General features: G+C 61.9%; 22 protein-coding genes. 9 read left to right on the top strand and 13 right to left on the bottom strand.

Annotation, left to right across the window (positions count from 1 at the left end):
• Window positions 1-23 precede the first annotated feature (23 nt).
• Window positions 24-146: a hypothetical protein gene (locus tag DL237_RS20960; protein WP_267896997.1), complete on the top strand. Its 123-nt coding sequence runs from the start codon at window positions 24-26 to the stop codon at window positions 144-146.
• Window positions 147-416: 270 nt separating this feature from the next.
• Here DL237_RS20960 and DL237_RS01810 read toward each other — a convergent pair whose 3' ends face one another.
• Window positions 417-2,450: an NADH:flavin oxidoreductase gene (locus DL237_RS01810; protein WP_119397291.1), complete on the bottom strand. Its 2,034-nt coding sequence runs from the start codon at window positions 2,448-2,450 to the stop codon at window positions 417-419.
• Window positions 2,451-2,548: 98 nt separating this feature from the next.
• Here DL237_RS01810 and DL237_RS01805 point away from each other — a divergent pair, with 98 nt between their 5' ends.
• Window positions 2,549-3,241, top strand: coding sequence for a TetR/AcrR family transcriptional regulator (locus tag DL237_RS01805; RefSeq protein ID WP_407691891.1), 693 nt, complete (start codon window positions 2,549-2,551; stop codon window positions 3,239-3,241).
• A gap of 34 nt (window positions 3,242-3,275) precedes the next feature.
• Here the strand turns inward: DL237_RS01805 and DL237_RS01800 are convergent, their stop codons facing one another.
• Window positions 3,276-4,184, bottom strand: coding sequence for an AraC family transcriptional regulator (locus DL237_RS01800; RefSeq protein ID WP_119397289.1), 909 nt, complete (start codon window positions 4,182-4,184; stop codon window positions 3,276-3,278).
• A 98-nt stretch (window positions 4,185-4,282) separates the two neighbouring features.
• Here DL237_RS01800 and DL237_RS01795 point away from each other — a divergent pair, with 98 nt between their 5' ends.
• Window positions 4,283-5,041 carry an SDR family NAD(P)-dependent oxidoreductase gene (locus DL237_RS01795; RefSeq protein WP_119397288.1) on the top strand — a complete coding sequence of 253 codons (759 nt, stop codon included), beginning with the start codon at window positions 4,283-4,285 and terminating at the stop codon, window positions 5,039-5,041.
• A 58-nt stretch (window positions 5,042-5,099) separates the two neighbouring features.
• Window positions 5,100-6,047, top strand: a complete 948-nt coding sequence (locus DL237_RS01790; RefSeq protein ID WP_119397287.1) for an alpha/beta hydrolase family protein — start codon at window positions 5,100-5,102, stop codon at window positions 6,045-6,047.
• 409 nt (window positions 6,048-6,456) lie between these two features.
• On the opposite strand, the gene DL237_RS01785 is transcribed toward DL237_RS01790, so the two are convergent.
• Together DL237_RS01785 and DL237_RS01780 are read right to left on the bottom strand one after the other, a co-directional pair.
• On the bottom strand, window positions 6,457-6,864 hold the full coding sequence (locus tag DL237_RS01785) for a hypothetical protein (protein ID WP_119397286.1): 408 nt from the start codon (window positions 6,862-6,864) through the stop codon (window positions 6,457-6,459).
• A gap of 78 nt (window positions 6,865-6,942) precedes the next feature.
• Window positions 6,943-8,319, bottom strand: coding sequence for a M20/M25/M40 family metallo-hydrolase (locus DL237_RS01780; RefSeq protein WP_119397285.1), 1,377 nt, complete (start codon window positions 8,317-8,319; stop codon window positions 6,943-6,945).
• Window positions 8,320-8,889: 570 nt separating this feature from the next.
• On the opposite strand from DL237_RS01780, the gene hemA reads away from it, so the two are divergent.
• The 3 genes from hemA (at window position 8,890) to ispG (ending at window position 13,038) form a co-directional block, all read left to right on the top strand.
• Window positions 8,890-10,113, top strand: coding sequence for a 5-aminolevulinate synthase (gene hemA / locus DL237_RS01775; protein WP_119397284.1), 1,224 nt, complete (start codon window positions 8,890-8,892; stop codon window positions 10,111-10,113).
• Between the two features lie 424 nt (window positions 10,114-10,537).
• Window positions 10,538-11,719: a helix-turn-helix domain-containing protein gene (locus DL237_RS01770; protein WP_325048621.1), complete on the top strand. Its 1,182-nt coding sequence runs from the start codon at window positions 10,538-10,540 to the stop codon at window positions 11,717-11,719.
• A gap of 185 nt (window positions 11,720-11,904) precedes the next feature.
• Complete coding sequence (gene ispG / locus DL237_RS01765; RefSeq protein WP_119397282.1) at window positions 11,905-13,038, top strand: flavodoxin-dependent (E)-4-hydroxy-3-methylbut-2-enyl-diphosphate synthase; 1,134 nt, start codon at window positions 11,905-11,907, stop codon at window positions 13,036-13,038.
• Between the two features lie 2 nt (window positions 13,039-13,040).
• Here the strand turns inward: ispG and DL237_RS01760 are convergent, their stop codons facing one another.
• The 3 genes from DL237_RS01760 to DL237_RS01750 all read right to left on the bottom strand — a co-directional run bounded on the left by DL237_RS01760 (window position 13,041) and on the right by DL237_RS01750 (window position 15,885).
• Window positions 13,041-13,778, bottom strand: coding sequence for a thioredoxin domain-containing protein (locus DL237_RS01760; RefSeq protein ID WP_119397281.1), 738 nt, complete (start codon window positions 13,776-13,778; stop codon window positions 13,041-13,043).
• Window positions 13,778-14,521 (bottom strand): DsbA family protein, encoded by a 744-nt coding sequence (locus tag DL237_RS01755; RefSeq protein WP_119397280.1) that lies wholly within the window; start codon window positions 14,519-14,521, stop codon window positions 13,778-13,780. The genes DL237_RS01760 and DL237_RS01755 overlap by 1 nt, the downstream gene beginning before the upstream one ends.
• Window positions 14,522-14,604: 83 nt before the next feature.
• Window positions 14,605-15,885, bottom strand: coding sequence for a M48 family metalloprotease (locus DL237_RS01750; protein WP_233544821.1), 1,281 nt, complete (start codon window positions 15,883-15,885; stop codon window positions 14,605-14,607).
• A gap of 131 nt (window positions 15,886-16,016) precedes the next feature.
• Between DL237_RS01750 and DL237_RS01745 the strand changes: the two genes are divergently transcribed.
• Complete coding sequence (locus DL237_RS01745) at window positions 16,017-17,177, top strand: pyridoxal phosphate-dependent aminotransferase (RefSeq protein WP_119397279.1); 1,161 nt, start codon at window positions 16,017-16,019, stop codon at window positions 17,175-17,177.
• A 54-nt stretch (window positions 17,178-17,231) separates the two neighbouring features.
• Here DL237_RS01745 and DL237_RS01740 read toward each other — a convergent pair whose 3' ends face one another.
• Window positions 17,232-18,053, bottom strand: coding sequence for a helix-turn-helix domain-containing protein (locus DL237_RS01740; protein WP_321185920.1), 822 nt, complete (start codon window positions 18,051-18,053; stop codon window positions 17,232-17,234).
• A 237-nt stretch (window positions 18,054-18,290) separates the two neighbouring features.
• Between DL237_RS01740 and DL237_RS01735 the strand changes: the two genes are divergently transcribed.
• Complete coding sequence (locus DL237_RS01735) at window positions 18,291-18,668, top strand: hypothetical protein (RefSeq protein ID WP_119397277.1); 378 nt, start codon at window positions 18,291-18,293, stop codon at window positions 18,666-18,668.
• Window positions 18,669-18,768: 100 nt separating this feature from the next.
• Here the strand turns inward: DL237_RS01735 and ilvN are convergent, their stop codons facing one another.
• The 5 genes from ilvN to DL237_RS01710 all read right to left on the bottom strand — a co-directional run bounded on the left by ilvN (window position 18,769) and on the right by DL237_RS01710 (window position 25,556).
• On the bottom strand, window positions 18,769-19,332 hold the full coding sequence (gene ilvN, locus DL237_RS01730; protein ID WP_119397276.1) for an acetolactate synthase small subunit: 564 nt from the start codon (window positions 19,330-19,332) through the stop codon (window positions 18,769-18,771).
• Between the two features lie 108 nt (window positions 19,333-19,440).
• The gene (locus tag DL237_RS01725) at window positions 19,441-21,195 is read right to left on the bottom strand and encodes an acetolactate synthase 3 large subunit (protein WP_119397275.1); all 1,755 of its coding nucleotides are present in this window, start codon (window positions 21,193-21,195) and stop codon (window positions 19,441-19,443) included.
• Between the two features lie 910 nt (window positions 21,196-22,105).
• Window positions 22,106-23,077, bottom strand: a complete 972-nt coding sequence (locus tag DL237_RS20545) for a delta-class carbonic anhydrase (protein WP_158585574.1) — start codon at window positions 23,075-23,077, stop codon at window positions 22,106-22,108.
• Window positions 23,078-23,344: 267 nt separating this feature from the next.
• Window positions 23,345-24,058 carry a response regulator transcription factor gene (locus DL237_RS01715; protein ID WP_119397274.1) on the bottom strand — a complete coding sequence of 238 codons (714 nt, stop codon included), beginning with the start codon at window positions 24,056-24,058 and terminating at the stop codon, window positions 23,345-23,347.
• Between the two features lie 46 nt (window positions 24,059-24,104).
• The gene (locus DL237_RS01710; protein WP_119397273.1) at window positions 24,105-25,556 is read right to left on the bottom strand and encodes a cache domain-containing protein; all 1,452 of its coding nucleotides are present in this window, start codon (window positions 25,554-25,556) and stop codon (window positions 24,105-24,107) included.
• Window positions 25,557-25,816 lie beyond the last annotated feature (260 nt).

The following is a 25,816-nucleotide window of genomic DNA, read 5'->3' as shown; positions in this document are numbered from 1 at the left end:
GGCGTCGCACGCAGAAGGGGATGGTGCTGCGGGCGCTTGGCAAGCCGCGCGCGGGCAAGGCCGAGTGCCATCTGGATCTGGCGGATCTGGAGCGCGTCTGTCAGGGGATGCTGCTGATCGCGCTGCCGCCCGTTGCCCTGGGATAGCCTGGCCTGGCGCAGGCCCGCGCGCCGATTCAGCGGTTGGTGCGGTGCTATACGGGGCGCTCTTTCCGGGGGCGACCATTGCAGGCAGGCAAGGCCGGGGGGCGCAAAAGGCTGCGGCTGTCTTGCCGACATGGCTGAGCGTTGCGCCATCGATCACGGACGGGGCGTTGATCGCCCCGCCCCAAGACGGCCCAAAGACCGCACCCCAAGACAGGCCCAAGACCGCCCCGAGACAGGCCCGAGATGGTGCGAGCGATTTCACCTTTCCGGTTACAGGACCTTGCAGAGCCTCAGCGCGTCGTAGATTGCCGCATGGGTGTTTCGCGCCGCGACCGCGTCCCCGATGCGGAAAAGCTGGTAGGCGCCACCGGGGTTGTGCAGGGCCTGTTGCGGGTCGCCTGCAACAAGGGCTTCGTAGTCCACCTCTCCGAGATTGGTCGAGTCGTCCCTGAGATCGAAATAGAGGTCGTCGAGGGGCCTTGTGCCGTGGTTGACCACAACCTGATCGACGCGCCGCTCTCGGGTGACGCCCCCGTAATCGCTGCCCAACGTCGCCAGAAGCGTATTGCCATCCTGGCGAACCGCGTCGAGTTTCCAGGTGAGGGTGAAGGTAACGTCATGCTGTTGAAGCGCCCGCATCGAGGGTGTCAACGACATCGCCATGACCTCGGGTGCCAGCGTGCGGTCACGGGTCACGATTTCGACCCCGGCACCTGTCGCTGCGATCTTTTCGGCGGCTTGAAGGCCGGCATAATCACCGGCGTCGTCGTAGATGAGGACATTTTCACCCGGCGTGGCATCGCCTGACAGGATGTCCCAGGCGGACACCACCAGCGGATTGCCCGCCTGCAGAACCTCGGTATGCGGCAGCCCCCCGGTGGCGATGATCACGACGGCGGGCGAGTCCGCGCGCACAGTGTCGAGATCCGCGAAGCTGTTGAAGTGAAAGGTGACCCCCATGCGGTTGCATTCCTGGAACCGCCACTGGATCAGCTGGATCATCTCTGCCCGGCGTGGGGTCTGTGCCGTCAGGCGGACCTGACCACCGGGATCGTTCGCGGCCTCGTGCACGATCACCTCGTGGCCCCGCTCAGCCGCGACGCGGGCGGCTTCCAGACCGGCCGGGCCGGCGCCGACGATAACGATGCGCCGGGGGGCGCCGGCCTTTGGCACGATGTGGGGCTGTTCCAGTTCGCGCCCGGTCGCGGGATTGTGCAGGCAGAGCGCCATGCCACCCTGATAAATCCTGTCGAGGCAGTAGTTTGCACCGACGCAGGGGCGGATGCGTTCCTCTTCTCCGCGCAGGATCTTGGCCACGATATGCGGATCCGCCATGTGGGCGCGTGTCATGCCCACCATGTCGAGCTTGCCGCTGGCGATGGCATGGCGCGCGGTCGCCACGTCCTGGATCTTGGCGGCATGAAACGTTGGAAATTGCGTTGCCGCGCGGATTTCGCCGGCAAAATCGAGGTGGGGGTTCGCGCGCATGCCCTGCACCGGTATGACGTCGGTCAGCCCTGCATCCGTGTCGATATGGCCGCGGATCACGTTCAGGAAATCGACGAGGCCGCTGGCCTTGAGGCGGCGGGAAATGTCGATCCCTTCTTCTTTCGTGATGCCGCCCGCCATGTCTTCGTCCGCCACATAGCGGATGCCGACAAGAAAGTCGTCGCCCACCCGTTCGCGGATCGCGCCAAGGACATCCATCGACAGGCGCATGCGGTTTTCCAGGGTGCCGCCATAGGCGTCGTCAAGATCATTGGTGGCCGGCGACCAGAACTGGTCGAGCAGGTGGCCATAGGCCTGAAGTTCGATCCCGTCGAGACCCGCGGCCTTCATCCGCTCCGCCGCGTCGGCGTAATCTGTCACGATCCGGCGGATGTCCCAATCTTCCGCCTTCTTTGGAAAGGCCTTGTGCGATGCCTCCCGGTCATGGCTGGAGGATACGACGGGCAGCCAGTCGGCCTTGTCCCACCGCGTGCGCCGGCCGAGGTGGGTCAACTGGATCATCACCGCGCAATCGTGGTCGTGGCAGTCGTCCGCGATCTTGCGCATCCAGCCGACGACCTCGTCTTTCCATGCCAGGATATTGTTGAAGACAGGCGGGCTGTCGCGCGAGACGGAGGCGGACCCGGCGGTCATCGTCAGGGCAACGCCGGCGCGGGCGCGCTCCACATGATAGGCGCGATAACGATCCTTCGGCATCCCGTCCTCGGGGTAGGCGGGTTCATGGCTGGTGATCATCAGGCGGTTCTTCAGCCGCAGATGCTTGAGGTCATAGGGCTGGAGCAGGGGATCGGACATGGGGGCACCTCTTTTGCGGCTTCTGACCAGCGTTCGTTAAAATGTTCATATGTGTCAAGATAAAATTCAGTCATGTATATTTTCTTGCGGAGAGGGGGGTGCCTGCGTATGCTGAACCGATGGAAAACACATCGGACATCGACCCGGAAAAGGCGTCAGGCTGGCGCGGTTCGCGCGAGCTGTGGCTGGATGCGGCAAAGCGGGCGTTTCTGGAAAACGGTCTGGACGCGGTTAAAATTCAGCCCCTCGCGGCGCAACTAAGCATTTCCCGCACCAGCTTTTACTGGTTTTTCAAGGATCGGAACGCGTTGCTGGACGCGCTGCTGGAAGAATGGGACGCCAAGAATACCGGCGCCTTTGAGGCGGCATGCAGCGCTTATTCCGAGTCGATTGCCGAGGCTGTCCTGAATCTCATCGTGGTTTTTCACGACGAGACGCTGTTCGAGCCTCAGCTGGACTTTGCCATTCGGGGATGGGCGCACCAATCCCAAGCGGTCATGGAACGGGTCAACATCGCGGACGAGCGCAGGCTGGCGGCGATCCGGGGAATGTTCGAACGCTACGGTTTCCCGCCCGAAGATGCCGACGTGCGGGCGCGCACCGTCTATCTTGTGCAGATCGGCTATATCTCGATGCAGGTGCGCGAGGATCGTGCCGTCCGCATGAGCCGGATTTCCGCCTACGTGAAAACATTCAGTGGGCAGATTCCTGCACCGAACGAGATCGCACGCTTTCATGCGCGCCTTGGTTTCGACCCGAAAATGGCAATGACGTTTGAGGGCGACGCCTGAGGTTTCCCAGCACGTTCCTGGTGTGCAGGTCCGCTCAACGTGCCGCCGCGGCGAAGGCCCCGGGCGAGACCCCCTGGTGGCGCAGAAAGGCCATGCCGAAGGCGCTGGCGGAACCATACCCGACCTTTTGCGCGATCTCGCTGTTGGTCAGGTCACCGCGCAGCAGCAGGTCGCGGGCCAGGGCCATGCGCCAGGCCGTCGCATATTCCATGGGTGCCTTGCCGACCTCTCTTTTAAATCGTTCGAAAAACCCGGATCTCGACATGCCGGCGCCGCGTGCGAGGTCGCTGACCGAAAGGGCGCCGGCGGAGTCGGAGTGAATGCGCTGCAACGCGCCAGAAAGTTGCGGGTCGCACATGCCGCGCAACAAGCCCGGCGGCAGTGGCCGGACAGGTGCCGTTCTCAGCGCCTCGAGCAACAGAACCTCAAGAAGCCGCTCAAGGATCATGGTCCGCGCCGGCCGGTCTGAACGGGTTTCCTCGTGGATCATCGGCACGAGCGCCATGAGGCGTTGCTGGCCGGAAACATGGATCATCTCGGGCAACAGGGACAGCAAAAGCTCTTTTTCGGGGGCATTGAACGCGCAATGGCCCACCAATGCACGTACCTCGATCGGCGACGTCGCGGGGCCGAGGCGGAACGTCCCGGGCCCTGTTTCCAGGGGCAGGTATGTTGCATGTCGCGGCGGCGGAACCTCGCTCGACATGGTGAAACTGTCGAGATCGGGGATCAGGACGAAATCCCCGGCGGACAGGATCACGGGCTCACGGCCCCTGATCGTAAGACGGCAACGCCCTTCGACGATGGCGCAATAAAATGGGCTTGCCATGTCATGTCGTTCGACCTGCCATTGCCCGCCGGCAGTGACCATTTTCGAGATTGAGGGCTGCGGCCTTAACAGGTCGACCACACTGGACAGAGGATCCGAGGCAAGGTTTGGCATTTTTTTTGGACTTTTGATGGATGATCTTGGACTTCCATATATAGTTTGTATCGTTTGCGACGTCTATCTTCTTGCGAGACACAAAAGGAGATATCGAAATGCCCCGCATTCTCATTACTGGCTGTTCCTCGGGTTTTGGCCAGGCCATCGCGGCCCGTTTCCTGAACGAGGGATGGGAGGTGGTCGCAACAATGCGCACCCCGTCCGCAGACGGGTTGCCCGCGTCCGATCGTCTGCACCTGCTGCCCCTCGACGTGACGCAACCGGAGAGCATCGCAGCGGCTGTGGCGGCAGCCGGGCCGCTTGATGCCCTGGTGAACAACGCAGGTGTCGGCATGCTCAACGCGTTGGAAGGTTCCGCGATGGAGAACGCCCGAGAGCTGTTTGAAACCAACTTCCTGGGAGCGATGGCAATGACGCAGGCCGTCATGCCCGCGATGCGCATGCAGCGCAGCGGCGTGATCGTCAACGTCAGTTCCAGTGTCACGCTGCGGCCCTTGCCCGCGTTGTCGATCTATAGCGCCAGCAAGGCGGCGCTGAACGCGTTTACGAAAAGTTTCGCGCTTGAGGCGGCGGAGTTTGGCGTGCGGGCCTGCCTGGTGCTGCCCGGCAGCGCACCCGAAACCGCATTCGGGCGCAATGCGGTCGCCCGGATGGGCATGACGGTGCCCGATGCCTACGCGCCGTTTGTCCAAGCCTATTTCGAGACGCTGCAAGCCGCCACCGAAACGACGCAGGCCAGTGATGTCGCCAATGCTGTGTGGCGCGCGGTGACCGACGCCGATGCACCGATCATGCAGCCAGCCGGTGCGGATGCCGAAGCATGGTTCCGCGACGCGGAGCGCGCAACGGTATGAGCAATCGGAGCCTGCTGGCCAGTGCCATCCGCTGCGGCCGAAGAGAGAGACGTGACACATGAACAGACTGATTGATAAATCCCGCCATCTGCCGACACCGGCGCCCGCCTTGACGGTCGCCTATACGCCGATCCAACTGGCCATGCCCGGGCGGCCGCCGCTTGAGTTGCGCCTGACGGCACCGGCGGTCGGCTCCGATCTGCCCATCGTGCTGTTGTCACATGGGTTCGGGCCGTCGAATTACCTCCCCTCCAAGGACGGCTACGCGCCGCTTGCGCAATTCTGGGCCGAGCGTGGGGTGGCCGTCATTCAACCGACCCATGCGAGTTCACGCGTTGCGGGTCTTGACCCGGATCTGGCAGAGGCACCGTTCTTCTGGCGCGAAAGGGTGGCCGAGATGCGCGCGATCCTCGATCAGCTTGATCAGGTCGAGCGGCAGGCACCGGCGGTTGCCGGTCGCCTCGATCACACTCGGGTCGCCGTGGCGGGACATTCCTTTGGTGGGCATACGTGTAGCCTTCTGCTCGGGGCGCGCCTTGACGGAGAGGATTTTTCCGACCCGCGCATCGGCGCCGGGGTGTTGCTGACGGCGCCTGGGCGTGGGGGCGCGGATCTGACTCCCGAGAATGCGGAACGGTTTCCGTTCTTCGATCTGGACTTCGGGCATATCGAAACGCCGACGCTGGTGGTCTGCGGGGCAGAGGACGACCCCCATTTCACCCCACGTGGCCCCGAATGGCACGCCGACGCCTTTTACGATGCGCCGGGCGCCGAGGCATTGCTGACACTTCAAAATGTCGGGCACGGGCTGGGTGGAATCGCGGGATTGGACGCCAAGGAAACGGAGAGCGAAGATCCCGATGCGCTTGAAATCACGCGGCGACTGACGCTGGCATGGTTGCGCAGCAAGTTCGTCATCGGGCCGGATGATTGGGAGAAATCGCGGGGCGTGCTGGAAAGTCTTGGTCAAGACGCCGGCGCAAAAGTGGCCGCAAAGGCGCAATAGGATCGCGTCAGTGCGTCTCAACAGCCTTCGTTCCACGTGCAGGCCTTGCACGATCAGGAACGCGAGCTTGGAGACGGGCAATGACTTTGCCCGTCTTCTTATGTGTTGCCTGCTTGTACTTTTAAATCAATTGGTTACGTTTTCCGGGCGTGGGCGATACCGTCCTGGATGCGGACGGCGATTTCTCGAAAGATATCCGCAGCGCGCTGGTTGAGTCGTTTCCTGAGCCGGAGGAATCGACGGGTATGACCCTCCAGCGATCCACCGTGGGAGGCTCCAAACCTAAATCGCGGCGCATTCGTGCAGGGTCGATATTTTCGGCGGTTACATGGCGGCAGGCATCGCCAGGTGCCTTGGGCAAGCGTTGACGATACAGGGCACGGTGGAAGGGGGCGCAGCCTGCGAGGCGTCACGGGCGTGAATGCAGGTCTGCGTAGGTATAGCCGTCGGGCCATATGCCGATCCACAGGAAGCGTTTTCGGTGCAGCAGCTGCGTGGTGACATGTCCCAGGTGCCCGATATCCAGCCAGAGGCGGATCGTCTGATCCGCTTCCTTGAAGTAGGGTGGCCTCAATTCGGATGGGGGACGAAACCGGATGATCCCACGGCACACGGTGCTGGACGGTGTCGCCAGGCCGTAAACCTCGATCTGTGCCAGTGACCGCACGGAGCCGCGGGATTCCGCGCCGGTGGTGTGGATCACGTCATTGATGAACAGGATCTCACGGCGCACCTGATCCACACCCGACGAGGCCTGAGGTTCAGCCTCCATCGCCGTGATCCGCTGGTCGATCTCTTCTTCTATGTTCAGGGCCATGGGGTCTGCCCTCCTTGGACGGTAAGATGCGTAGGTTGCCAGGACAAACCACGCACCCCATGCAGACCCCGGGGCCTGTTACCCCTTGGTCAGCGCATCCAGCACGCGAGCCCAGCTTCTTATTCCTTTATGAAAAGAGTTAAGGTCGTATTTCTCGTTTGGAGAATGGATCTGGTCGTCGTCCTTGCCAAAGCCGATAAGCATCGCGTCGGTGCCGAGTATCTTCTTGAAGTGGCCGGCAATCGGGATCGACCCGCCGCATCCCACGTAGGCGGCTGCCTCGGGCCATTCGTCGGACAGGGCGACGCGGGCCTTTTCGAACGCAGGATCGGTGATTTCCATCTGGCTGGCACTGCTTGCGCCGTGGGCCTTGAACTCTACGGTGCAATCTTCCGGAAGCATCGACTGGACATAGGCACGAAAGTTTTCGCGAATGGCGTGGGGATCTTGGGTGCCGACCAGGCGGAAGGAAATCTTCGCATGTGCCTCGGCAGGCAGCACGGTCTTGAAGCCGTCGCCCGTATAGCCGGACCAGATGCCGTTCACCTCGCAGGTGGGGCGCGACCAGATCATCTCAAGCCCGGTGCGTTCCTGTTCGCCGGCCGGCTTGCCCAGGCCGACTTCGCCAAGAAAGGCGGTCTCGTCGAAATTCAGACCGTCCCACTGCTCTTTGATTTCGGGGGCGAGTTCCGGCACACCTTCGTAGAAATTGGGCACGGTGATATGGCCGGACTCATCATGCAGCCCGGCAATGATGCGTGCAAGGACCCGCGCAGGGTTCATCGAGATGCCGCCATACATGCCGGAATGCAGATCCTTGGACGCGCCCTTGATCGTCAGCTCTTCGCCCAACAGGCCGCGCAGCATCGTCACGATCGCGGGGGTCTGTTCGCCGAACATGCCGGTGTCGCAGATCAGCGCAATATCCGATGTCAATTCCTGCGCATTCTCCTTCATGAAGGGAACGAGGGAGGGAGAGCCGGATTCTTCTTCGCCCTCGAAGAAGAAGGTGATCTTGCAGGGCAGGGTGCCATTGACGGCCTTCCAGGCGCGGCATGCTTCGACAAAGGTCATAAGCTGCCCCTTGTCATCGGCTGCGCCCCGGCCGCGGATGACGCGGCCTTTCGGGGTGTCCTGGACTTCGGGGTCAAACGGGTCGCGGTCCCAGAGGTTGAGGGGGTCGACAGGCTGTACGTCGTAGTGGCCGTAAAACAGCAGGTGCGGGCCATCACCATCGACGTGGCCCACGACCATCGGGTGCCCGGGTGTCGGACGCTTGGTTGCATCGACGCCGAGGGATTGCAGATCGGCCACCAACCAGTCTGCCGCTGTTTCGCAGTCGCCCTTGTAGGCGGGGTCGGTCGAGATTGACGGGATGCGGAGCAGCTCCAGCAGACGCTCGGTTGCATGGGGCAGGTCGGAATCAATGCGCGACAGGACGGGATCTAGGGACATGGTGCCTCCGGTGTTCAGGTTTGGCGCGAAGGTAACAGGCCGAAGCGGCTTGTCCAGCCGGGCCGGTTTGTCGCCGCGATTGCCATGGTGGGGCTCTGCTTCACGCCAAGTTGACCAGGCCGGGGCGGCATCGCCGCATCAAAGACCCTAAATCAGGTGGGTGGCCACGTCTTCCCCGCCGTGGTCAATGAAAAGCCCCGCCGCGCGATCCCTTTCGGGGGCAAGCGGCGGGGCCGGAAAATGTCTTTCGGTCAACGCTGACATGAGAGATGTTTTTTAAAATACAACTTGAAAAGCACCTAACTTATGATTGGTGGCTGGAGGTGCCGTAAAGTAAGCTTTGCCTCGTATCGGCGCGAGTTTTCAATATGGCGACATTTTTGGCGGCAAAACATCACGCAAGTCCAAGCCCTGTGCACAAGTTGACCGAGATCAAGGCGGCAGGGGGGCGGCAATTTGTAACCTGTCTGCCAATGGCGTGGTGATTTATTACCATTCCAATATGCAGATTGGGATGCTAGACCACTTCGGCCCGCACCCCGAAGATCAGACTAAGAAAGAGGGTCGCCCGTGACTTACGAAGCCCAGTTGGATCAGGCCATCGGCAAATTGCACGACGAAGGCCGTTATCGCACGTTCATTGATATCGTGCGGCACAAGGGGCAATTCCCCCATGCAACATGGCGTCGTCCCGATGGCAGCGAACAATCGGTCACAGTGTGGTGCGGCAACGACTATCTCGGCATGGGACAGCATCCCGTCGTTCTGAATGCGATGCACGAAGCCCTTGATGCGACCGGCGCGGGGTCTGGCGGCACGCGCAATATCTCTGGCACAACCATCTACCACAAGCAGCTTGAGGCCGAGCTGGCGGATCTGCACCGCAAGGAAGCCTCGCTGCTGTTCACCAGTGCCTACATCGCCAACGACGCGACGCTGAGCACACTGCCAAAGCTTTTTCCGGGTTTGATCATCTATTCGGACGCGTTGAACCATGCCTCGATGATCGAGGGTGTGCGCCGCAACGGTGGGGCCAAGCGGATCTTTCGCCACAACGATGTCGCCCACCTTCGCGAACTGCTTGAAGCGGACGACGCAAAGGCGCCCAAGCTGATCGCCTTCGAGTCGATCTATTCGATGGACGGTGATTTCGGCCCCATCAAGGACATCTGTGATCTGGCAGATGAATTTGGCGCGCTGACCTACCTCGACGAAGTGCACGCCGTCGGCATGTACGGGCCGCGCGGCGGCGGTGTGACCGAGCGGGACAATCTGGCGCATCGCATCGATATCATCAACGGCACGCTGGCCAAGGCATACGGCGTGATGGGCGGCTATATCGCCGCGTCGGCCAAGATGTGCGACGCCATTCGGTCTTACGCACCCGGATTCATCTTTACCACGTCGCTTCCGCCGGCGGTGGCGGCAGGGGCGGCGGCATCGGTGGCGCACCTCAAGACGGACCAGGCCCTGCGGGACAAGCACCAGGAAAACGCCCGCATCCTAAAGACCAGGCTTAAGGGGATGGGAATGCCGCTGATCGATCACGGCAGCCATATCGTGCCGGTCATCGTGGGCAATCCGGTGCACACCAAGCTGCTGTCGGACATGCTGTTGCAGGACAACGGTATCTATGTGCAGCCGATCAACTATCCGACCGTGCCGCGCGGTACGGAGCGGTTGCGTTTCACGCCGTCGCCGGTGCATGGGCCGATGGAAATCGAAAAGCTGATCCGCGCAATGGATGCGCTGTGGTCGCATTGTGCCCTGAACCGTCAGGATATGGCCGGCTGAGCGCACTTTGCAGCGGCGCTATCTGACCAGATTTTGAAAGCCCGGCAACTCAGCCGGGCTTTTTCTTTGTGCCGGTAGGCGCTTGGGAAAGGTATGACAGGGCAGGCGGCAGCTATCTGTTCGCCATGCCCGTAAATACGTGCTACAACTAAGGGGAGAGTTGGCGCGGCATTCCCCTCTTTCTATGCAGGTTGCGCGGCAAAACGCCTAAATGTAGTTAGAGGTGGGTCTTTCCAGTCAATTCTCCTTGAAACGTGTTAGCCTCTTGTAAAGAAAGAGTGTGACTCGAATCGGGGATGATAACGGGTCGGCGGATCGCAGATGGGGCAGCGATATGATGCGGCGTAAGGGAAAGCCTGAGCAGGGCCAAGCCACAGATCAACCTAAAGGGTATGATGACTTCGAGGTCAAACTTGGAGACATGATGCGTGGTGAGCGGGCGACTCTGGGCAAATCCCTGTTGGATGTTCAGCGTGAATTGCGCATCAAGGCAAATTACATTGCCGCGATCGAGAATTGCGACCCCGAAGCCTTCGACACACCTGGGTTCATTGCCGGATACGTGCGGTCCTATTCCCGTTACCTCGGGATGGACCCGGACAGCACCTACGCGAAGTTCTGTGCCGAGAGCGGTTTCATCACCGCCCACGGCATGTCGGCCGATGCGTCGTCGCGCCGGCAAGAGGCGCTGGTGCAGCAAAAGAAAGCCGCGCCGAAAGATCCCTTCATCACGCCCAACACGCCCTTCATTCCTGCGGGGGAAAGTTTCCTTGCGCGCATCGAACCTGCGGCCGTGGGGTCCGGTCTGGTGCTGCTGGCGTTGATTGGCGGGCTGGCCTACGGTGGATATGCTGTTCTGAACGAAGTGCAGCGGGTGCAATTCGCGCCGGTGGAAAATACGCCGGATGTCCTTGCCGACCTCGATCCGCTGGCAGGCGCGACCCGTGTTGTCGAAGACCCCGTGCCGCAGAACGATGCCTCTGCTTCGGGTGTCTTTACCCCGCCACGCAATAGCATGGATCGTCTGTATCGGCCCAAGGCGCTGGATGTGCCTGTCGTCGTCTCGCGGGATGCGCCGATCTCGACACTGAACCCATCGCGTGTCGGCACCTTCATGGCCGAGGCCGATACGACTTCGTCTACCATTCCCGCCAGCGTCAGTGACACGACGGCAGAAGATCGCGCCGTCGCCGAAGCTCTGGGTGTCGAGGTGGCCGGTGGATCATCCAACATGCCGCAGGTTGTCGCCGCGGCGAAACCTGGGGTATCGCTGGTTGCCGTGCGCCCCGCATGGGTGCGTGTGCAAAGTCAGGACGGGACGATCCTGTTCGAAAAGATCCTCGACGCGGGTGAGAGCTACGATCTGCCCAAGACGGAAGATGCCCCCGTGCTGCGCGCGGGCATGTCGGGATCGCTCTATTTCCAGGTCGATGGCAATTTCTACGGCCCGGCAGGCAAGGGGACGAACGCAGTCCGCAATGTCGGCCTGGCTGCGGATGATCTGAAAACCTCCTTTGCGCTGGCCGATCTGACGCTCGACCCAGAAGCCGAGCGGGTCATTTCCGTGGCCCAGGCCGATCTGGGGCAGGTTCCGCAGGCTGACTGATCAATCATTGCAAATTTACCCGGTCGCCCGGCGGTCCAATGGGGCAGCCGGGCGTTTTCGTCTTGTGGCATCCGCTTTTTTTGCGGCCCAGATTGAAACAGCGCGGCTGAGGGTGTGCCGACGCATTGTTCTCGGCTGCGGTGCGGGTTATGTAGGGGCCGAGCGCCGATTGAGAGGACCCTCCGATGTCGCACAATCCCATTCGCCCCTGGCGTAGCATCGAGCGGCGCAAGAGCCGCCAGATCATGGTCGGCAACGTACCCGTCGGCGGCGATGCCCCGATAAGCGTGCAGACCATGACCAACACCGATTCCGGTGATGTCAAGGCAACCCTGGATCAGGTGATCCGCGCGGCCGAGGCCGGCGCGGATATCGTGCGTATTTCGATCCCGGATCAGGCTGCCAGCCGCGCCTTGAAAGAGATCACGCGTGAGAGCCCGGTCCCCATCGTGGCGGACATCCACTTTCACTACAAGCGCGCTATCGAGGCTGCCGAGGCGGGCGCGGCCTGTCTGCGCATAAATCCCGGAAATATCGGTGACGCCAGCCGGGTGCGCGAAGTGGTCAATGCAGCGCGCGACCACGGGTGTTCCATCCGCATCGGCGTGAATGCCGGCTCGCTGGAAAAACATCTGTTGGAGAAATACGGCGAACCTTGTCCCGCTGCGATGGTCGAGAGCGGGATGGATCACATTCGCATCCTGCAAGACCATGATTTTCATGAATTCAAGATTTCGGTCAAGGCGTCGGATGTGTTCATGGCCGCCGCAGCCTATCAACAGTTGGCCGATGCCACAGATGCACCGATCCACCTCGGGATCACCGAGGCCGGCGGGCTGATGACGGGAACGATCAAGAGCGCGATCGGAATGGGCAACCTGCTTTGGATGGGCATCGGCGATACGCTGCGCGTCAGCCTCAGCGCCGATCCGGTTGAAGAGGTCAAGGTTGGCTATGAAATCCTGAAGGGCCTGGGATTGCGGCACCGTGGGGTCAACATCATTTCATGCCCGTCTTGTGCGCGGCAGGGCTTCGATGTGATCAAGACAGTCGAGACCCTGGAAAAGCGGCTAGAGCACATCAAGACACCGATGAGCCTGTCCATCATCGGCTGTGTCGTCAATGGCCCCGGCGAAGCGTTGATGACCGACGTCGGCTTTACCGGCGGCGGTGCGGGGTCGGGCATGGTCTATCTGGCGGGCAAGCAGAGTCACAAGATGTCCAATGACCAGATGATCAACCACATCGTCGAAGAGGTCGAAAAGCGCGCCGCTGCCATCGAGGCGGGCGTGGTTCAGGACATGGCGGCAGCGGAATAAAACTAGGGCCGCCGGGCGAGGTACCTGGCCAACACGACGGACGGCATGTGGCCGCGGATCAACATCCGCGGCATCACGTAGCTGGGGGCGGTGTCCAGCCCCAGCGTGTTGAACATGCGCACCTGTGCTTTCAGCGCGTCCATCGTTTCTGGTGACTCTGCGCTACGGCGCAAGGTTTGCGCATCGAGACCCTGCTGATCGATCAGCGCCATCAGGTGCGCCTCGTCGGTGTTGGCGCTGCTGTTGACGGCATCGCGAAACCGCGCGCAGGCTTGGGCGCCTAGGTCGCGGGCAATGACGTAGGACAGGCGATCGGGCAGCGCGGTGGACCGGCTGCGAAGTTCTACCCTGAGGTCAGGATGCTGGTCGGCAAGTTCGCGCAACTCTGCCTCGGCACGGGCGCATTTTGCGCAGGCGAGCTGCGTGAACAGGGTGATACGGGCCGATTCCTGTGCTCCAAACCCTTGGTGGGTTTGGGAAAACAGGTCATCAGACAATTCGGCGATCCGAGACAGGTCCGTCTCGATCTCGTTTTGAAGGGGCGACCAGACCGCCTGGTTGCGCAGATCTGCGCCATGGGCCAGTGCGCTTGCCAGAATATCGGGTTCGTCATGCAGCAGCATCCGCAGCTCTTCGTTCAAGAGATAGGGATTGTCCGCAAGCGCATCGCGAAACGGTTCAGCGTTTGTTGATCCCGGCAGACCAACAGCGCCCAGCAGCACGAAGAGAGGCCAGCGCATTACTTGTCGCGCGCTTCGGCCACCAGTTGCTGCATCCCGGCCAGAGGCACGTAGCCACGCAGCATCGTCTCCGGCAGGATGAACGTCGGTGTCCCGTTGATCTGCAATTGCTGTGCAAGCGCGTGGTTTTCGGCGATGATGCTTGTCACCTCGTCGCTGTCCATGCGATCCAGGATCGGTTCCGGGTCCAGGTCCAGACCAGACAGGATACGGGTCATCGCTGTTTCGTCGAAGCCGCCGTTATAGCTCATCAGGGCGTCATGCAGGCTCTTGTAGGCGTCATCTCCCGCTTCCAGCTGCGTCGAGATCGCCAAGCGAGAAGCCATCACGGAGTCTTCGCCCAGAATCGGAAATTCTTTCAGGACAAAGCGGATATTCCCGTCACCCGCGACAAGGTCTTCCACCTCTTGAAATGCCTTGCGGCAGTAGCCGCAGCGATAATCCATGAATTCGACCAGGGTGATATCACCGTCGGGATTCCCGCCCACCCAGGAATGATCATCGTTGAAGATCTCTGCCGTGTTGGCCTTGACCAGGTCGACGTCGGCCTGCGCCTTCTGATCCGCCTGTCTGGATTCCAGCGATTGCACGGCCTCGAGGATCACCTCCGGGTGGTCCATAAGGTAGGCGCGCACTTCCTCGCGAAAATCGGCGCGCTCGGCATCGCTCATCTCGGCTTGGGCTGCAAGGGGCGACAGGGTCAGGGCAGCTGCCCCGGCAATCATCATCGAACGAAGGGTCATCGGAGGAGGCTCCTAACTGGGTAATTCATTGCGGCGCGTCAGGGGTACTGTGCGGCCTGTGCCACGGACCTGCAAGCGCGTCCTCATTGCTGAGCGTTTCTGGCGGCATTGAGCACATCCTGCGCCCTTTGCCAACCGGGCGACCCGTTTGGCAGCATGTCGACGGCCCGCTGCGCCTGAATGCGTGCATCCTTCATCCGACCGGCGAGCGCGTGATATTCCGCGACCGTCAGCGCGGCATTGCCCGGCTGATTCAATTGGGCGTAGGCCGACCCAAGATCGCGCAAGACCGAACCATTTCGATAGTCACCGGCCCGGGCACGCTCCAGCACGGGCAGGGCCTGTTGCAGGCGCTGCGAGCCGCCCTGGACAACCATGGAATGCCCCAGTGAGGCGAGGATCAGGGGATTGCCGGGGGCAAGGTCAGCGGCGCGGCGATAGGCGGCCTGGGACGCCGCGAACTGGCGCCCCTCCAGCAGGATCTGGCCTTTCAGTTCAAAGTACCACGGATCGTTCGGTCGTATGGCCTGGGCACGCGCAAGCAGGTCCACGGCGCCGCGCCAATCGGCATCGCGGTGTTGGGCAATGGCCAAGCGCATCCATGCGATATCCTTTGCGACACTTTCGTCCGCCCGGGCCCGGGTCCATTTTGGCGCACGCAGAAAGGCTGAAAGCTTGCCACGGGCGCGGTCGAACCAATAGGTGTCCTGATCCCGGTTGCCGGTGGGCGCCAGCCCGTAGGTGCCCGCCAGTGCCGTCAGGCGGCGCAACCTGTCGCGCGACAGGGGATGAGACTGCACATATGGATCCTGACGGCCCTCACTGATCAGTTCCTGTCCTGCAAAGATCTGCGTGACATCCAACGCACCTTGCGTCCCGACGCCTGCCAGCGCCATGAAACGGATGCCACTTTGATCTGCCGAACTTTCCTCGGCCTGGGTATGCGAAAAATAGGACCGCTGCGCCGAGTTCGCCACGCCAAGCGCGGCAAGGCCAAGTTTGCCGTTGCCCGTTCCGGCGGCCGTGGCAACGGCAAGCGCCATCCCCAGGCCCGCGATGCGCGACACGTGTTGCGCCGTCAGCGCGCGGCTGGTGACATGGCCATTGACGATATGGGCGGCCTCATGCGCGATGACGAATTGCAATTCGGCTGCCGAGGTGGTGCGCAGGATCAGCCCGGCGTTGATGTAGATCGCGTTCGTGTCGACGACGAAGGCATTCAGGGACTGATCATTCACCACGAGGACAGGCGTTGCGCCGGACAAACCCGCGGCCGTCAGCACCGGACGCGCCATCTGGTTCAGGGCGTTTTCGATGTCGGGATCGCGCAAAAGCGACACAGCTTGTGCGGGAACAGCAAGCATAACGAGGAATAGTGCCAAAACTGTGCGCAAGCGCACCAGATAGCATGCCATTCTGCTGCCCCCCTCCATTGACCTTGTCTTGGCAGGCTGTTGAAACCACAGGTAATGCGCAGCCACAATCGGAGATGCCCATGAGAGTTTCAAGTCGCGGAAAAGTTGATCCCTTTATTGTGATGGACGTGATGACGCGGGCGGCCGAACTGGAAGCCGAGGGGCGGCGGATCATTCACATGGAAGTCGGTCAACCCGGCACGCCAGCCCCTGCGGGGGCACGTGTGGCCCTCAAAACCGCGCTGGACGAGGACGCTCTGGGGTATTCGCTGACGCTGGGACTTCCGGCTTTGCGCACGCGCATCGCCAGGCTGTATGGCGATTGGTACAATGTCGATCTGAACCCTGATCGAGTGGTGGTGACAACCGGGTCTTCTGCGGGCTTTCTGCTGACCTTTGCATCGTTGTTCGACGCGGGGGCGCGGGTGGGGATCGGTGCGCCGGGCTATCCCTCCTATCTGCAACTGCTCAAGGCGATGGACCTTGATCCGGTGATCCTGCAAACGACGCCACAGGCGCGATATCAGCCGCGTCCCGAGGATATTCGCGGGCAGGGTTTGAACGGGTTGATGATTGCTTCGCCGGGGAACCCATCGGGCACCATGCTGACGCGTCGAGCTCTCAGCGATTTGATGGAGGCCGCGGCCGACGAGGGGATCAGCCTGATCTCCGACGAAATCTATCACGGGCTGCACTACGAAGAGCGCGCGGTGTCTGCGCTGGAAATCTCGGACGAAACCTATGTGATCAATTCCTTTTCAAAGTATTTCAGCATGACCGGCTGGCGGGTTGGCTGGATGGTCGTGCCCGAAGCGCATGTGCGCCGTGTCGAACGCCTTGCCCAGCACATGTTCATCTGCGCGCCCACGGCCAGCCAGGTCGCCGCGCTTGGCGCGCTTGATTGCGCTGAGGAACTGGAAGCGAACCTTGCAGTCTATGCGAGGAATCGGCGCCTGCTGCTGGAACATCTGCCGCAGGCGGGCTTTACCCGGATCGCGCCGCCTGACGGGGGCTTCTACCTTTATGCCGATGTGAGTGATCTGACATCCGATTCCCGCGTTTTCGCTGGCGAGATCCTGGAACAGGCGGGGGTGGCGGTGACGCCGGGGCTTGATTTCGACCGGGCGCGCGGTGGCGGCACCTTGCGCTTTTCCTACGCCGGCGCCACCGAGGATCTGCAAGAGGGCATGCGGCGGCTGAAAGCGTTCATGGCCGAACGGCATGTCAGTGCGGGCGCGTAAGGTGTACCTGGCCGCAGGCGTCTGAAAACGCGGTACGTCTGCAGGAAAACTTTCCTAGCGAAAGGGATGATCCATCCGCAGCAGGCGGCGGTGAAAGGGCGGGATCTGGTCATTTTCGATCAACCCGGCCTGACGCGCCGTTTTCAGGATCGCATTCGTGTTCGTGCCCAGATGTTCATAGACCATCCGCGAGGCGCGCGGGCCAGAGATCGCCTCGCGGATCGTGCGGGTGACGTAGCCTTCCCAGAAATTGTTGTCGAACGTGGCAACTTTCGACAGGAAGTTGAAGGAACAGGTGACAGCCCCGCGCCGCGCGATAAGAGCGGCAACGCCATCTTCCTGGGCCAGGAAAATCCCGCGAAACTCGCGGTTGGTGCCGTCCTCGGGCAGGCCTTGCTGGCGCATCGCCTCGCGTGCCTCAAAGCCGCGCACAAAGGCAAAACCATCTGTCCGATAAACCAGAACAAGCCCCAGAATGGCCTTGGTATTGTCGATGAAGCTTTGCCGCGTGAACCGGTAAAAGCCGGAGGGCAGCAGGGATTCATCGAAATTTGTCGCCGACTGGCCCATGAAGCTGGAAATTTCGGGGTGGTTCAGCAGGTCGCGGCTGACAGGTTTTACGCTATCGACAGGTTCCAGCAGGATCCGGGCATCGGTGCCGAAAAACTGGCAAATACGGTGCAGCACATCGGGACGGGGAAAGCTTTCGCCGGACAGATACCGATTGAATTGGGTCCGGTTTATTCCCAGGTCCCTGCACAGACCGGCGATTGAGGGGTATCTGGCGCTAAGTTGGCGCAAATTGGCGCCAAATATGTTCCGGATCTCGACAGGTTTAAGTGCAGATTGATCAGAAGCCTGGCTTGAATCACCCACCGATGAACGTCCCGGACGCAAAAACATAAAGGATTTTCATGTCTTACCACCCCTTGAGGTATTGAGTATGCTGCATTTGACGCTGAACCACGTCACATCTGTATCTGTATAACGTCATTTTTGGATTTGCGCGACACAAAATCTGAAATGGCGACACGGAAAAAGGCATGTGAAAGGCGCCAAAACTGACCCATCCTTTTCAGGAAGATTGTTGCCGACAGTGATCGGGAGACGCGGATGTTTGGCATTGTGCTTTGGAGTGCGGCCGACGACAGCAAAGCGGTCGTATGGTGCGAAGATCATGGCGATCTTGCGTTTTTGCACGCAAAATCAGATAGTAAGGCGAATAGCCTGATTGGTTTGGAACAGGGCGACCTGTTGCAATTCGATGTGGCAGAGCAGGGCGACATGCGCCTCGTCCAAAATGCTCGGCTGGTGGCGGAAAACCACTGTCCGTCGTTGGCCAACCGGCTGAAGGAAAGCGACGCTATTTCCAAAGCTGCGTCCGAAAAACCACACAGCGGAACCCCGCGTGCGGCCGAGCGTGCCATCGTCGTGCCCTTTCCCGGACCGCCCGCACCGCGCTCCGTGCAGCGATTTCGCCAGTTTTCCTGACCTGCGGCCAGGTGCCCAAACGGATCAGACAGTCCTGAAACACGAAAGGCCGGGCAGGGGTGCTGCTCGGCCTTCGTGCGTTTCGCGATTTGGTTGAGGGTCAGTCTTCGCCGCGACGCAGGGCGGCGACACCGGTGCGCGCCACCTCGGACAGGCCGATCGGGCGCATCAGGTCGGCAAAGGCATCAATCTTGTCAGGTGTGCCTGTCAGCTCGAAAACGAAGCTGCTCAAGGTGCTGTCCACGACCTTGGCGCGAAAGATGTCTGCAAGGCGCAGCGCCTCGACACGCTTTTCGCCTTCGGAAGTGACCTTGATCAGCGCCAGCTCACGCTCGACCGAGGGGCCCTCGACCGTCAGGTCGTTCACGGTGTGCACGGGCACGATGCGGCCCAGCTGTGCCTTGATCTGTTCAATGACCTGAGGCGTGCCGCGTGTGACGATGGTGATGCGGCTGAGGTGCCCGGATCGATCGACCTCGGCCACGGTCAGGCTGTCGATGTTGTAGCCCCGCCCCGAAAACAGACCGATGACACGGGCCAGAACCCCGGCTTCGTTATCGACCAGAACGGCCAGGGTATGCTGCTCGACCGCGTCGGAAAACGTCGGGCGCAGGTTGTAGGCGGAATGTTTGTTCGCGCCCTTCTTGATCTGTAGTGCGTTCATTTGCCTATCCTTTTGATCGGCTGACTCTGGATGTGGGCGTCGCGCTCGGTGCAAATCGCAGAACCGGCAATGCCCCAGGATGGTGTCGGAACTCTCTCCGCCGCACCCTCAGACCAGAACCGCGCCCCCCTCCTTGATCGCATCTTTCGTGGACACGTCGCCCATGAGCATCTTGTTATGTGCCGCACCCGACGGAATCATGGGAAAGCAATTCTCATGTTTCTCGACAAGGCAATCAAAGATCACCGGACCGTCGTGCTTGATCATGTCCATGATCGCGTCGTCGAGATCGGCCGGATCAGAACAGATGATCCCCTTCGCACCGAACGCCTCGGCCAGTTTGACGAAGTCGGGCAGGGCCTGCGACCAGGATTGGCTGTAGCGTTCGCCGTGCAGCAATTCCTGCCACTGACGCACCATCCCAAGACGTTCGTTGTTCAGGATGAACTGCTTGACCGGCAGGTTGAACTGCATGGCCGTGCCCATTTCCTGCATGTTCATCAGCCACGATGCCTCGCCGGCGACGTTGATGACCAAGGCATCGCGATGCGCCATCTGCACACCGATCGAGGCCGGAAACCCGTAGCCCATCGTCCCGAGGCCGCCGGAGGTCATCCAGCGATGCGGGTCTTCGAAATTCAGATACTGCGCGGCCCACATCTGGTGCTGGCCAACCTCGGTCGTGACATAGCGGTCCATGCCCTTTGTCAGGGCCTCAAGCCGCTGGAGCGCGTACTGAGGTTTGATGACCTTGGAATCATCTTTGTAATTCAAGCAGTTGACCGCCTGCCATTCATTGATCTGCGCCCACCATTTTGCCACGGCTTCGCGGTTCATCTTGCGCCCGCGCGCCTTCCAGATGCGCAACATATCCTCGAGGACATGCGCCACATCACCGACGATGGGGATGTCGATATGGATGATCTTGTTGATCGAGCTGGGGTCGATATCGATATGGGCCTTCAGCGAATGCGGGCTGAACGCATCGATGCGACCGGTGATGCGGTCGTCGAAACGGGCGCCGACGCAGATCATCAGGTCGCAGTCGTGCATGGCCATGTTGGCTTCGTACAGGCCGTGCATCCCCAGCATCCCGAGCCATTTGTCACCCGAGGCCGGATAGGCGCCGAGGCCCATCAGCGTCGACGTGATCGGCGCGCCCGTGGCCTCGACCAGCTCTCTGAGCAACTGGCTTGCCGCCGGACCGGAGTTGATGACGCCGCCCCCGGTGTAGAAGATCGGCTTTTTAGCGGTCTCCAGCGCGGTGACCAGAGCCGTGATGGCGTCCTGGTCGCCCTTGACGGGCGGGTTGTAGCGATAGGACGATTTCTTCGGGGCGTCCGAGTAGTTGGCCGTGGCGAATTGTACGTCCTTGGGGATGTCGATCAGCACCGGTCCAGGGCGGCCCGTGGTGGCGACATGAAAGGCGCGATGCAGGATCTGCGGCAGATCGGAGGTTTCCTTGACCAGCCAGTTGTGCTTGGTGCAGGGGCGGGTAATGCCAACAGTATCAGCCTCTTGGAAGGCGTCAGTGCCGATCATGAAGGTCGGAACCTGGCCCGACAGCACGATGATCGGGATGGAATCGAGCAGCGCATCGGTGAGGCCGGTGACCGCATTCGTGGCGCCGGGGCCGGACGTGACGAGCGCGACGCCGGGCTTGCCAGTCGAGCGGGCGTAGCCTTCGGCGGCATGGATCGCGGCCTGTTCGTGGCGCACGAGGATGTGCTGAATATCGTTCTGCTGGAAGATTTCGTCGTAAATTGGCAGGACCGCGCCGCCCGGATAGCCGAATACCGTGTCCACGCCCTGATCCCTCAGTGCCTGAACCACCATTTTCGCACCTGTCATCTGACGTGCCATCTGTATTCTCCGTATCGAGCCGCAAGAGCGCGGCGGGCTCCGAGTCGCGCCGCGGGGTTGCGGCAAGTCGTTGTCGGCAAACAAAAAAGCCCCCGGTGATTTTCCGGGGGCGCATGGGATCCTGTCAGGGTGTCCGGTGTTACCGGCCCATGCGCCTTACTCCTACGATGACGATTAGAGTTGTCATTCCCGAGGGCTCCTGTTCACTCATTTGGGTTGATATGGGGTGATACCCGTAAGGTCAACCGTATTTATCGCCCTAAAATGTCGTGCAGCGCATTTTTTCTTTTCGAAAGTTGCGCGTGAAGGCGAAAAAGTTTCCGAAATCACTTGCGATGCCGTGGCGTGTGCCGCGATTCCAGATGATGACGCCCTGGCGAGGCAGAGTCGCGATGGCCAGCCGTGGCAATATCGTTTGGCATCGCAGGGGGCATCGCAGGGCGGGAACGGCGCAATTTGGCACGTCGGTATCCTGTCGGTACCAGTGTCGGTATCCGGGCGGTGTTTGGGAACGGTTTTCCCGACGGCGGCCAGAGAGGACGCAGATTGGCACGTCGGTATCCTGTCGGTACCAATGTCGGTATCCGGGCGGTGTTTGGGAACGGTTTTCCCGACGGCGGCCAGAGAGGACGCAATTTGGCACGTCGGTATCCTGTCGGTACCAATGTCGGTATCCGGGCGGTGTTTGCGGGGCGTGACGCGCCTGATGTGCGGACATGTCTGATTTGACGACGGGCCGGGATATGGCCGAGCGGGTTCGCAGATGGCGGGGTGCGGCGCTGAGGCGGATGCCGGGAGAGACCCCGATGGTCTCGGATCGGCGCAGAAGGTCAGTCAGCCCGAGGCCTGACGAGCCCTGCTGGTATCCGGGTCGGGGCCGACCTTTTGCGAGCGTCGCGCCGGACGCGCGCTATGGGATGGGGGCCAGAAGCTCGGGTGCGGTGACGAGGGGGCGGACACCGTGGGAATGATCCTCCTGAAAGACATTGCCGTCCATGCCCCAGCGGTAGAGCGACGAGATATCGAGGCGTGCGCAATTGGGGCGGACGGACCAGGTGACCTGAAGCGGTGAGCAGATGGCCTGCGTGTAACTGGGGCCGGTGGTCGAACCGCGAAAGACGACCGGGGCGCCGGTGTTGGCGGGCAGGGACATCGGCTGCGGATGCCCCGCCGCGACATGCCCCTTGTGATCGTAATTGGCAAAGTCGAGGGCGAAGGGATCGTTGACCAGCAGAAAGACCTGGGATTCGACGCGCAACGTCGGGTTCGCGCAGGCGTCTGACAGGCAGGCCCCCAACCCCTTGCCCGGTGTCACGTCACAGGAGGAGTAGACCCAGTGCACCTCGATCGTGTCGCCGGGTTTGACGCCGTGAAACGGACCGTGCCCGAAGGCGGGGTCGCGCAATTCCTCCTGCGTCAACAGATCGCCCCTGTCGCATTGGTAGCCGCCGGCATCCGGATCGCGCGAGACGATCGAAAACCCCGGCCCCTTGTGTTCGGCATTGGTGTGGGTGTGGATGTTGCACAGGTTCATCTGGTCGGCAGGCGGGGCGAGCGGAAAGACCTGCCGGTTCAGTCCGACAGGCGATGCGATGTCGCGCGGGGTCTGAGGGCCGAACCCGGTGCAAAGGCCGCCTTCGGGGGGCGGGGCGAGGGCATGGGCACCCGATTGCGCCGACGCGGTTTGCGGGGCGGGGGTATGGCCCTGGCCTTGGGCCGGAACTGGCGCAGGGGCACTGGCATGGGCCGTTCCGGTGTGGGTCCCGGCGGCGGGCGCGGGGTCATGTGCGGGCGCGGAGGCCCGCGCGGGCGCAAGCGCCAGCACTGCACTGGACAGCACCGTCAGGGTGCCGAGCAGCAGCGCCCGGTGCCGCTGCGACATCTGCGCCAAGACGCGAGAGCAGGGGGGGCCGCCGGACCCGGGGCCGTGGCAGCCCGCGATAACCGGAGCGGGAACAGGGCCAGCAGGTTGCCCAGATGGGCGTCGGGCAGGTCGGCGCGAGGGCGGTGCGGGAAAAGACGGCTGAGGCATGACGAATCCGATCCGGGTCAGGGCCTCGTCTGTCTAGGCGTCAGAGCTTTCCATTCAGTTGCGCGGTGCCAGTGTGGTTAACGCATGAGCATCGGCCCGTAGAAGTTTGATTGTAGGTCAGAATGTCTGGCCCGTGCCTTGCAGGACGCCGTGTTCCAGAGCGTAGCGGGTCAGGCCGGCCGTCGAGGAAATGCCAAGCTTTTTCTTGATATTCTTGCGATGCGTTTCGACCGTGCGGACCGAGATGTCGAGGGTCAGCGCGACCTCCTTGTTGGATTGGCCCTGTGCCAGTTGCAACAGGATGGTCTGTTCTCGGTTGGTCAGATGCCCGGCACCCGGCTGTGGCGTGAGCGAGCCCTGCGCCCCGGTGCAAAGGTATTGTTCGCCGCGCATCACGGCGTCGATGGCGCGCTTGATCTCGTCCGTCGGTACGTCCTTGAGGACATAGCCGAGCGCGCCGTGATCCAGCGCGGTCGAGATATATTCGGGGCTGTCGTGCATCGACAGGATCAGGATGCGCAGGTCGGGGTGATTTTCGAGCAGGATCTCGCAGGCGGTCAGGCCGCCCATCTCGGGCATGTTGAGATCAAGCAGGATGACATCGGGGTTCAGGGTGGGCACCGCCTCGATGATGGCGCGGCCATTGGAAAAGGTGCCGACGACCTCGAGATCGGGGAAGCTGTCGAGGATGGCCTCGATCCCTTCGGCGACGAGGGGGTGATCGTCGACGATCGCCACGCGGGTGGCGGGGGCCTTGGCGGGGGCCTTGGCCGGGGCGGGGGGCGTCGTCGGGTCATGCAGGTCGCTGGTGCTGGCGGGCTGGTCGGTCATCCGCTGTCCTTTCGTCTGGTCCGGCCACCGTCGGGTGCCGGGGAAATCATTTGGCCCCCGAAAGACCGGGGGCAGGCGTGCGCGCCGTCGGGTCGACGATATGCGACAGGGGCACCTGCACCTCGATCACCGTGCCGGAGCGGGTCGACTGGATGCGCAGGCTGCCATCCATCTGGTCGACCCGTTCCTGCATGTTGCGCAGGCCGATGCCCTGGCGCGCGACCTTGCCCGACGCACCCAGGGAGGCCGCACCGGGCGGTGCGATGCCCCGGCCGTTGTCGGATATGCGCAAGGTGGCCCCGTTGCGGTGGCCGCGCAGATCGACGGACAGGCGGGTCGCCCCCGAGTGGCGTTCGACGTTGGTCAGGGCCTCTTGTGCGATACGGTAGAGCGATATCTTGGTGTCGTTGTCCAGCCGGTTGCGAAAGACCACGGTATCAAACGCGGTCTCGATCCCGGTGCGTGCCCCGAAATCGACCACAAGGGCCTTGAGCGCGGGCCCGAGGCCGAGGTCGTCCAGCACGCCGGGGCGCAGGTCGCGGGAGATGCGGCGGACCTCCTGGATGGCGTCGGACAGGCTGGTCATGCCCCGGTCGAGCGTTTCGGAGGCGCGCGCGTCGCCGGCATCGAACCGGCGCCGCGCGCTGTCCAGCGCGTAGCGGACCCCGACGAGCAGTTGGGAAATGCCGTCATGCAGTTCGCGTGCGACGCGTCCGCGCTCTTCCTCCTGGGCATCGAAGACGCGCTGCGTCAGCTCCTTGAGCTTGGCATCGGCAAGGCGGCGTTCGCGGATGTTGAGGAACATGCCCGAGGCAAAGACGGCGATCAGCGCGGCGGCGGTGATCGCGCCGATGTAGAAGAAGGTTCGGCGCACGCGGGCCTCGACATCGGCGCGGGCGGCGGCCGTCGTGGCCAGCACATCGTCGATGAAGACTCCGGTGCCCATGGCCCATTTCCACGAATGCAGGGCGGTGACGTAGGACACCATCAGCGCCTCTTCGCCCGTTGCCGGTTTGGGCCACAGGTGGGTGACCCAGCCGGTGCCTTCGCGCGCGGTGTCGATGAAATCGCGCACGACGTGGCGGCCGTCGCCATCGGTCAGGTCCCACCAGTTGCGGTTGATCATGTCGGTCTGGCGCGGCGAGACGAGGTTGGTGCCGTCGTAGTCGTAGACGAAGAAGAAACCATCCTCGCCGTAGGTCATGGCGGACAGGATCTGCTTGACCCGGCGGCGCGCCTCGAGGTTGTCGGGACCGGCCATGCCGTAGATGTAGTTCAGCCCGTTGCGCGCCTGGGTGACGTAGTTGCGCAGCTCGGCCTTTTTCGCCTCGATCATCTGGCGTTCGAGGGCGGCGATTTCGCGTTCGGCCAGCGCGCGCGACTGATCGGCCACCAGGGCAGAGATCGCCGTAACTGCCAGGATGAGCGGAAGCGTGGCCAGAAGGAACAGCTTCTGTCCGTAACTGGGCGCGATCCGGGGCAGCACGAGGCGTTTCATGACAGTTAGCTTTAGGGAGTCGGCGGTGCGATTTCCAGCCGCTTGCAATGCAGCGCGGCGCAAAAGCGCGCCGGAATTCGGAAATATGATACGTGCGCCTATAATTTTCGCCAAGAAATTTCGGTTCGGCGCGCAATTTCCGCAAAGTATTCGGTCAATCTACGTAATCCTTGGTATTTCGCGGCCCCGCCGCCGCGGCTAGGGTCCTTCCTCACTGCAACGATCCGCGCCGGGCAAAGGGAGGTCAGGCGCGTTCACTT

Origin of the sequence: Pseudooceanicola sediminis (assembly GCF_003575965.1) — a bacterium.
Taxonomy (GTDB): domain Bacteria; phylum Pseudomonadota; class Alphaproteobacteria; order Rhodobacterales; family Rhodobacteraceae; genus Pseudooceanicola; species Pseudooceanicola sediminis.
This window is presented reverse-complemented; position numbering and strand designations above follow the sequence as displayed.

Bases quoted from the DNA above. Each gene is read 5' to 3' on its own strand.
- DL237_RS01725 (WP_119397275.1), bottom strand. From the start codon at position 21,195: ATGGCACGTCAGATGACAGGTGCGAAAATGGTGGTTCAGGCACTGAGG.
- DL237_RS01735 (WP_119397277.1), top strand. From the start codon at position 18,291: ATGTTTGGCATTGTGCTTTGGAGTGCGGCCGACGACAGCAAAGCGGTC.
- DL237_RS01755 (WP_119397280.1), bottom strand. From the start codon at position 14,521: ATGACCCTTCGTTCGATGATGATTGCCGGGGCAGCTGCCCTGACCCTG.
- DL237_RS01760 (WP_119397281.1), bottom strand. From the start codon at position 13,778: ATGCGCTGGCCTCTCTTCGTGCTGCTGGGCGCTGTTGGTCTGCCGGGA.
- DL237_RS01750 (WP_233544821.1), bottom strand. From the start codon at position 15,885: ATGCTTGCTGTTCCCGCACAAGCTGTGTCGCTTTTGCGCGATCCCGAC.
- DL237_RS01785 (WP_119397286.1), bottom strand. From the start codon at position 6,864: ATGGCCCTGAACATAGAAGAAGAGATCGACCAGCGGATCACGGCGATG.
- DL237_RS01770 (WP_325048621.1), top strand. From the start codon at position 10,538: ATGCGTGGTGAGCGGGCGACTCTGGGCAAATCCCTGTTGGATGTTCAG.
- DL237_RS01790 (WP_119397287.1), top strand. From the start codon at position 5,100: ATGAACAGACTGATTGATAAATCCCGCCATCTGCCGACACCGGCGCCC.
- DL237_RS01745 (WP_119397279.1), top strand. From the start codon at position 16,017: ATGAGAGTTTCAAGTCGCGGAAAAGTTGATCCCTTTATTGTGATGGAC.
- ispG (WP_119397282.1), top strand. From the start codon at position 11,905: ATGTCGCACAATCCCATTCGCCCCTGGCGTAGCATCGAGCGGCGCAAG.
- DL237_RS01810 (WP_119397291.1), bottom strand. From the start codon at position 2,450: ATGTCCGATCCCCTGCTCCAGCCCTATGACCTCAAGCATCTGCGGCTG.
- DL237_RS01795 (WP_119397288.1), top strand. From the start codon at position 4,283: ATGCCCCGCATTCTCATTACTGGCTGTTCCTCGGGTTTTGGCCAGGCC.
- DL237_RS01800 (WP_119397289.1), bottom strand. From the start codon at position 4,184: ATGCCAAACCTTGCCTCGGATCCTCTGTCCAGTGTGGTCGACCTGTTA.
- ilvN (WP_119397276.1), bottom strand. From the start codon at position 19,332: ATGAACGCACTACAGATCAAGAAGGGCGCGAACAAACATTCCGCCTAC.
- DL237_RS01780 (WP_119397285.1), bottom strand. From the start codon at position 8,319: ATGTCCCTAGATCCCGTCCTGTCGCGCATTGATTCCGACCTGCCCCAT.
- DL237_RS01715 (WP_119397274.1), bottom strand. From the start codon at position 24,058: ATGACCGACCAGCCCGCCAGCACCAGCGACCTGCATGACCCGACGACG.
- DL237_RS01710 (WP_119397273.1), bottom strand. From the start codon at position 25,556: ATGAAACGCCTCGTGCTGCCCCGGATCGCGCCCAGTTACGGACAGAAG.
- DL237_RS20545 (WP_158585574.1), bottom strand. From the start codon at position 23,077: ATGTCGCAGCGGCACCGGGCGCTGCTGCTCGGCACCCTGACGGTGCTG.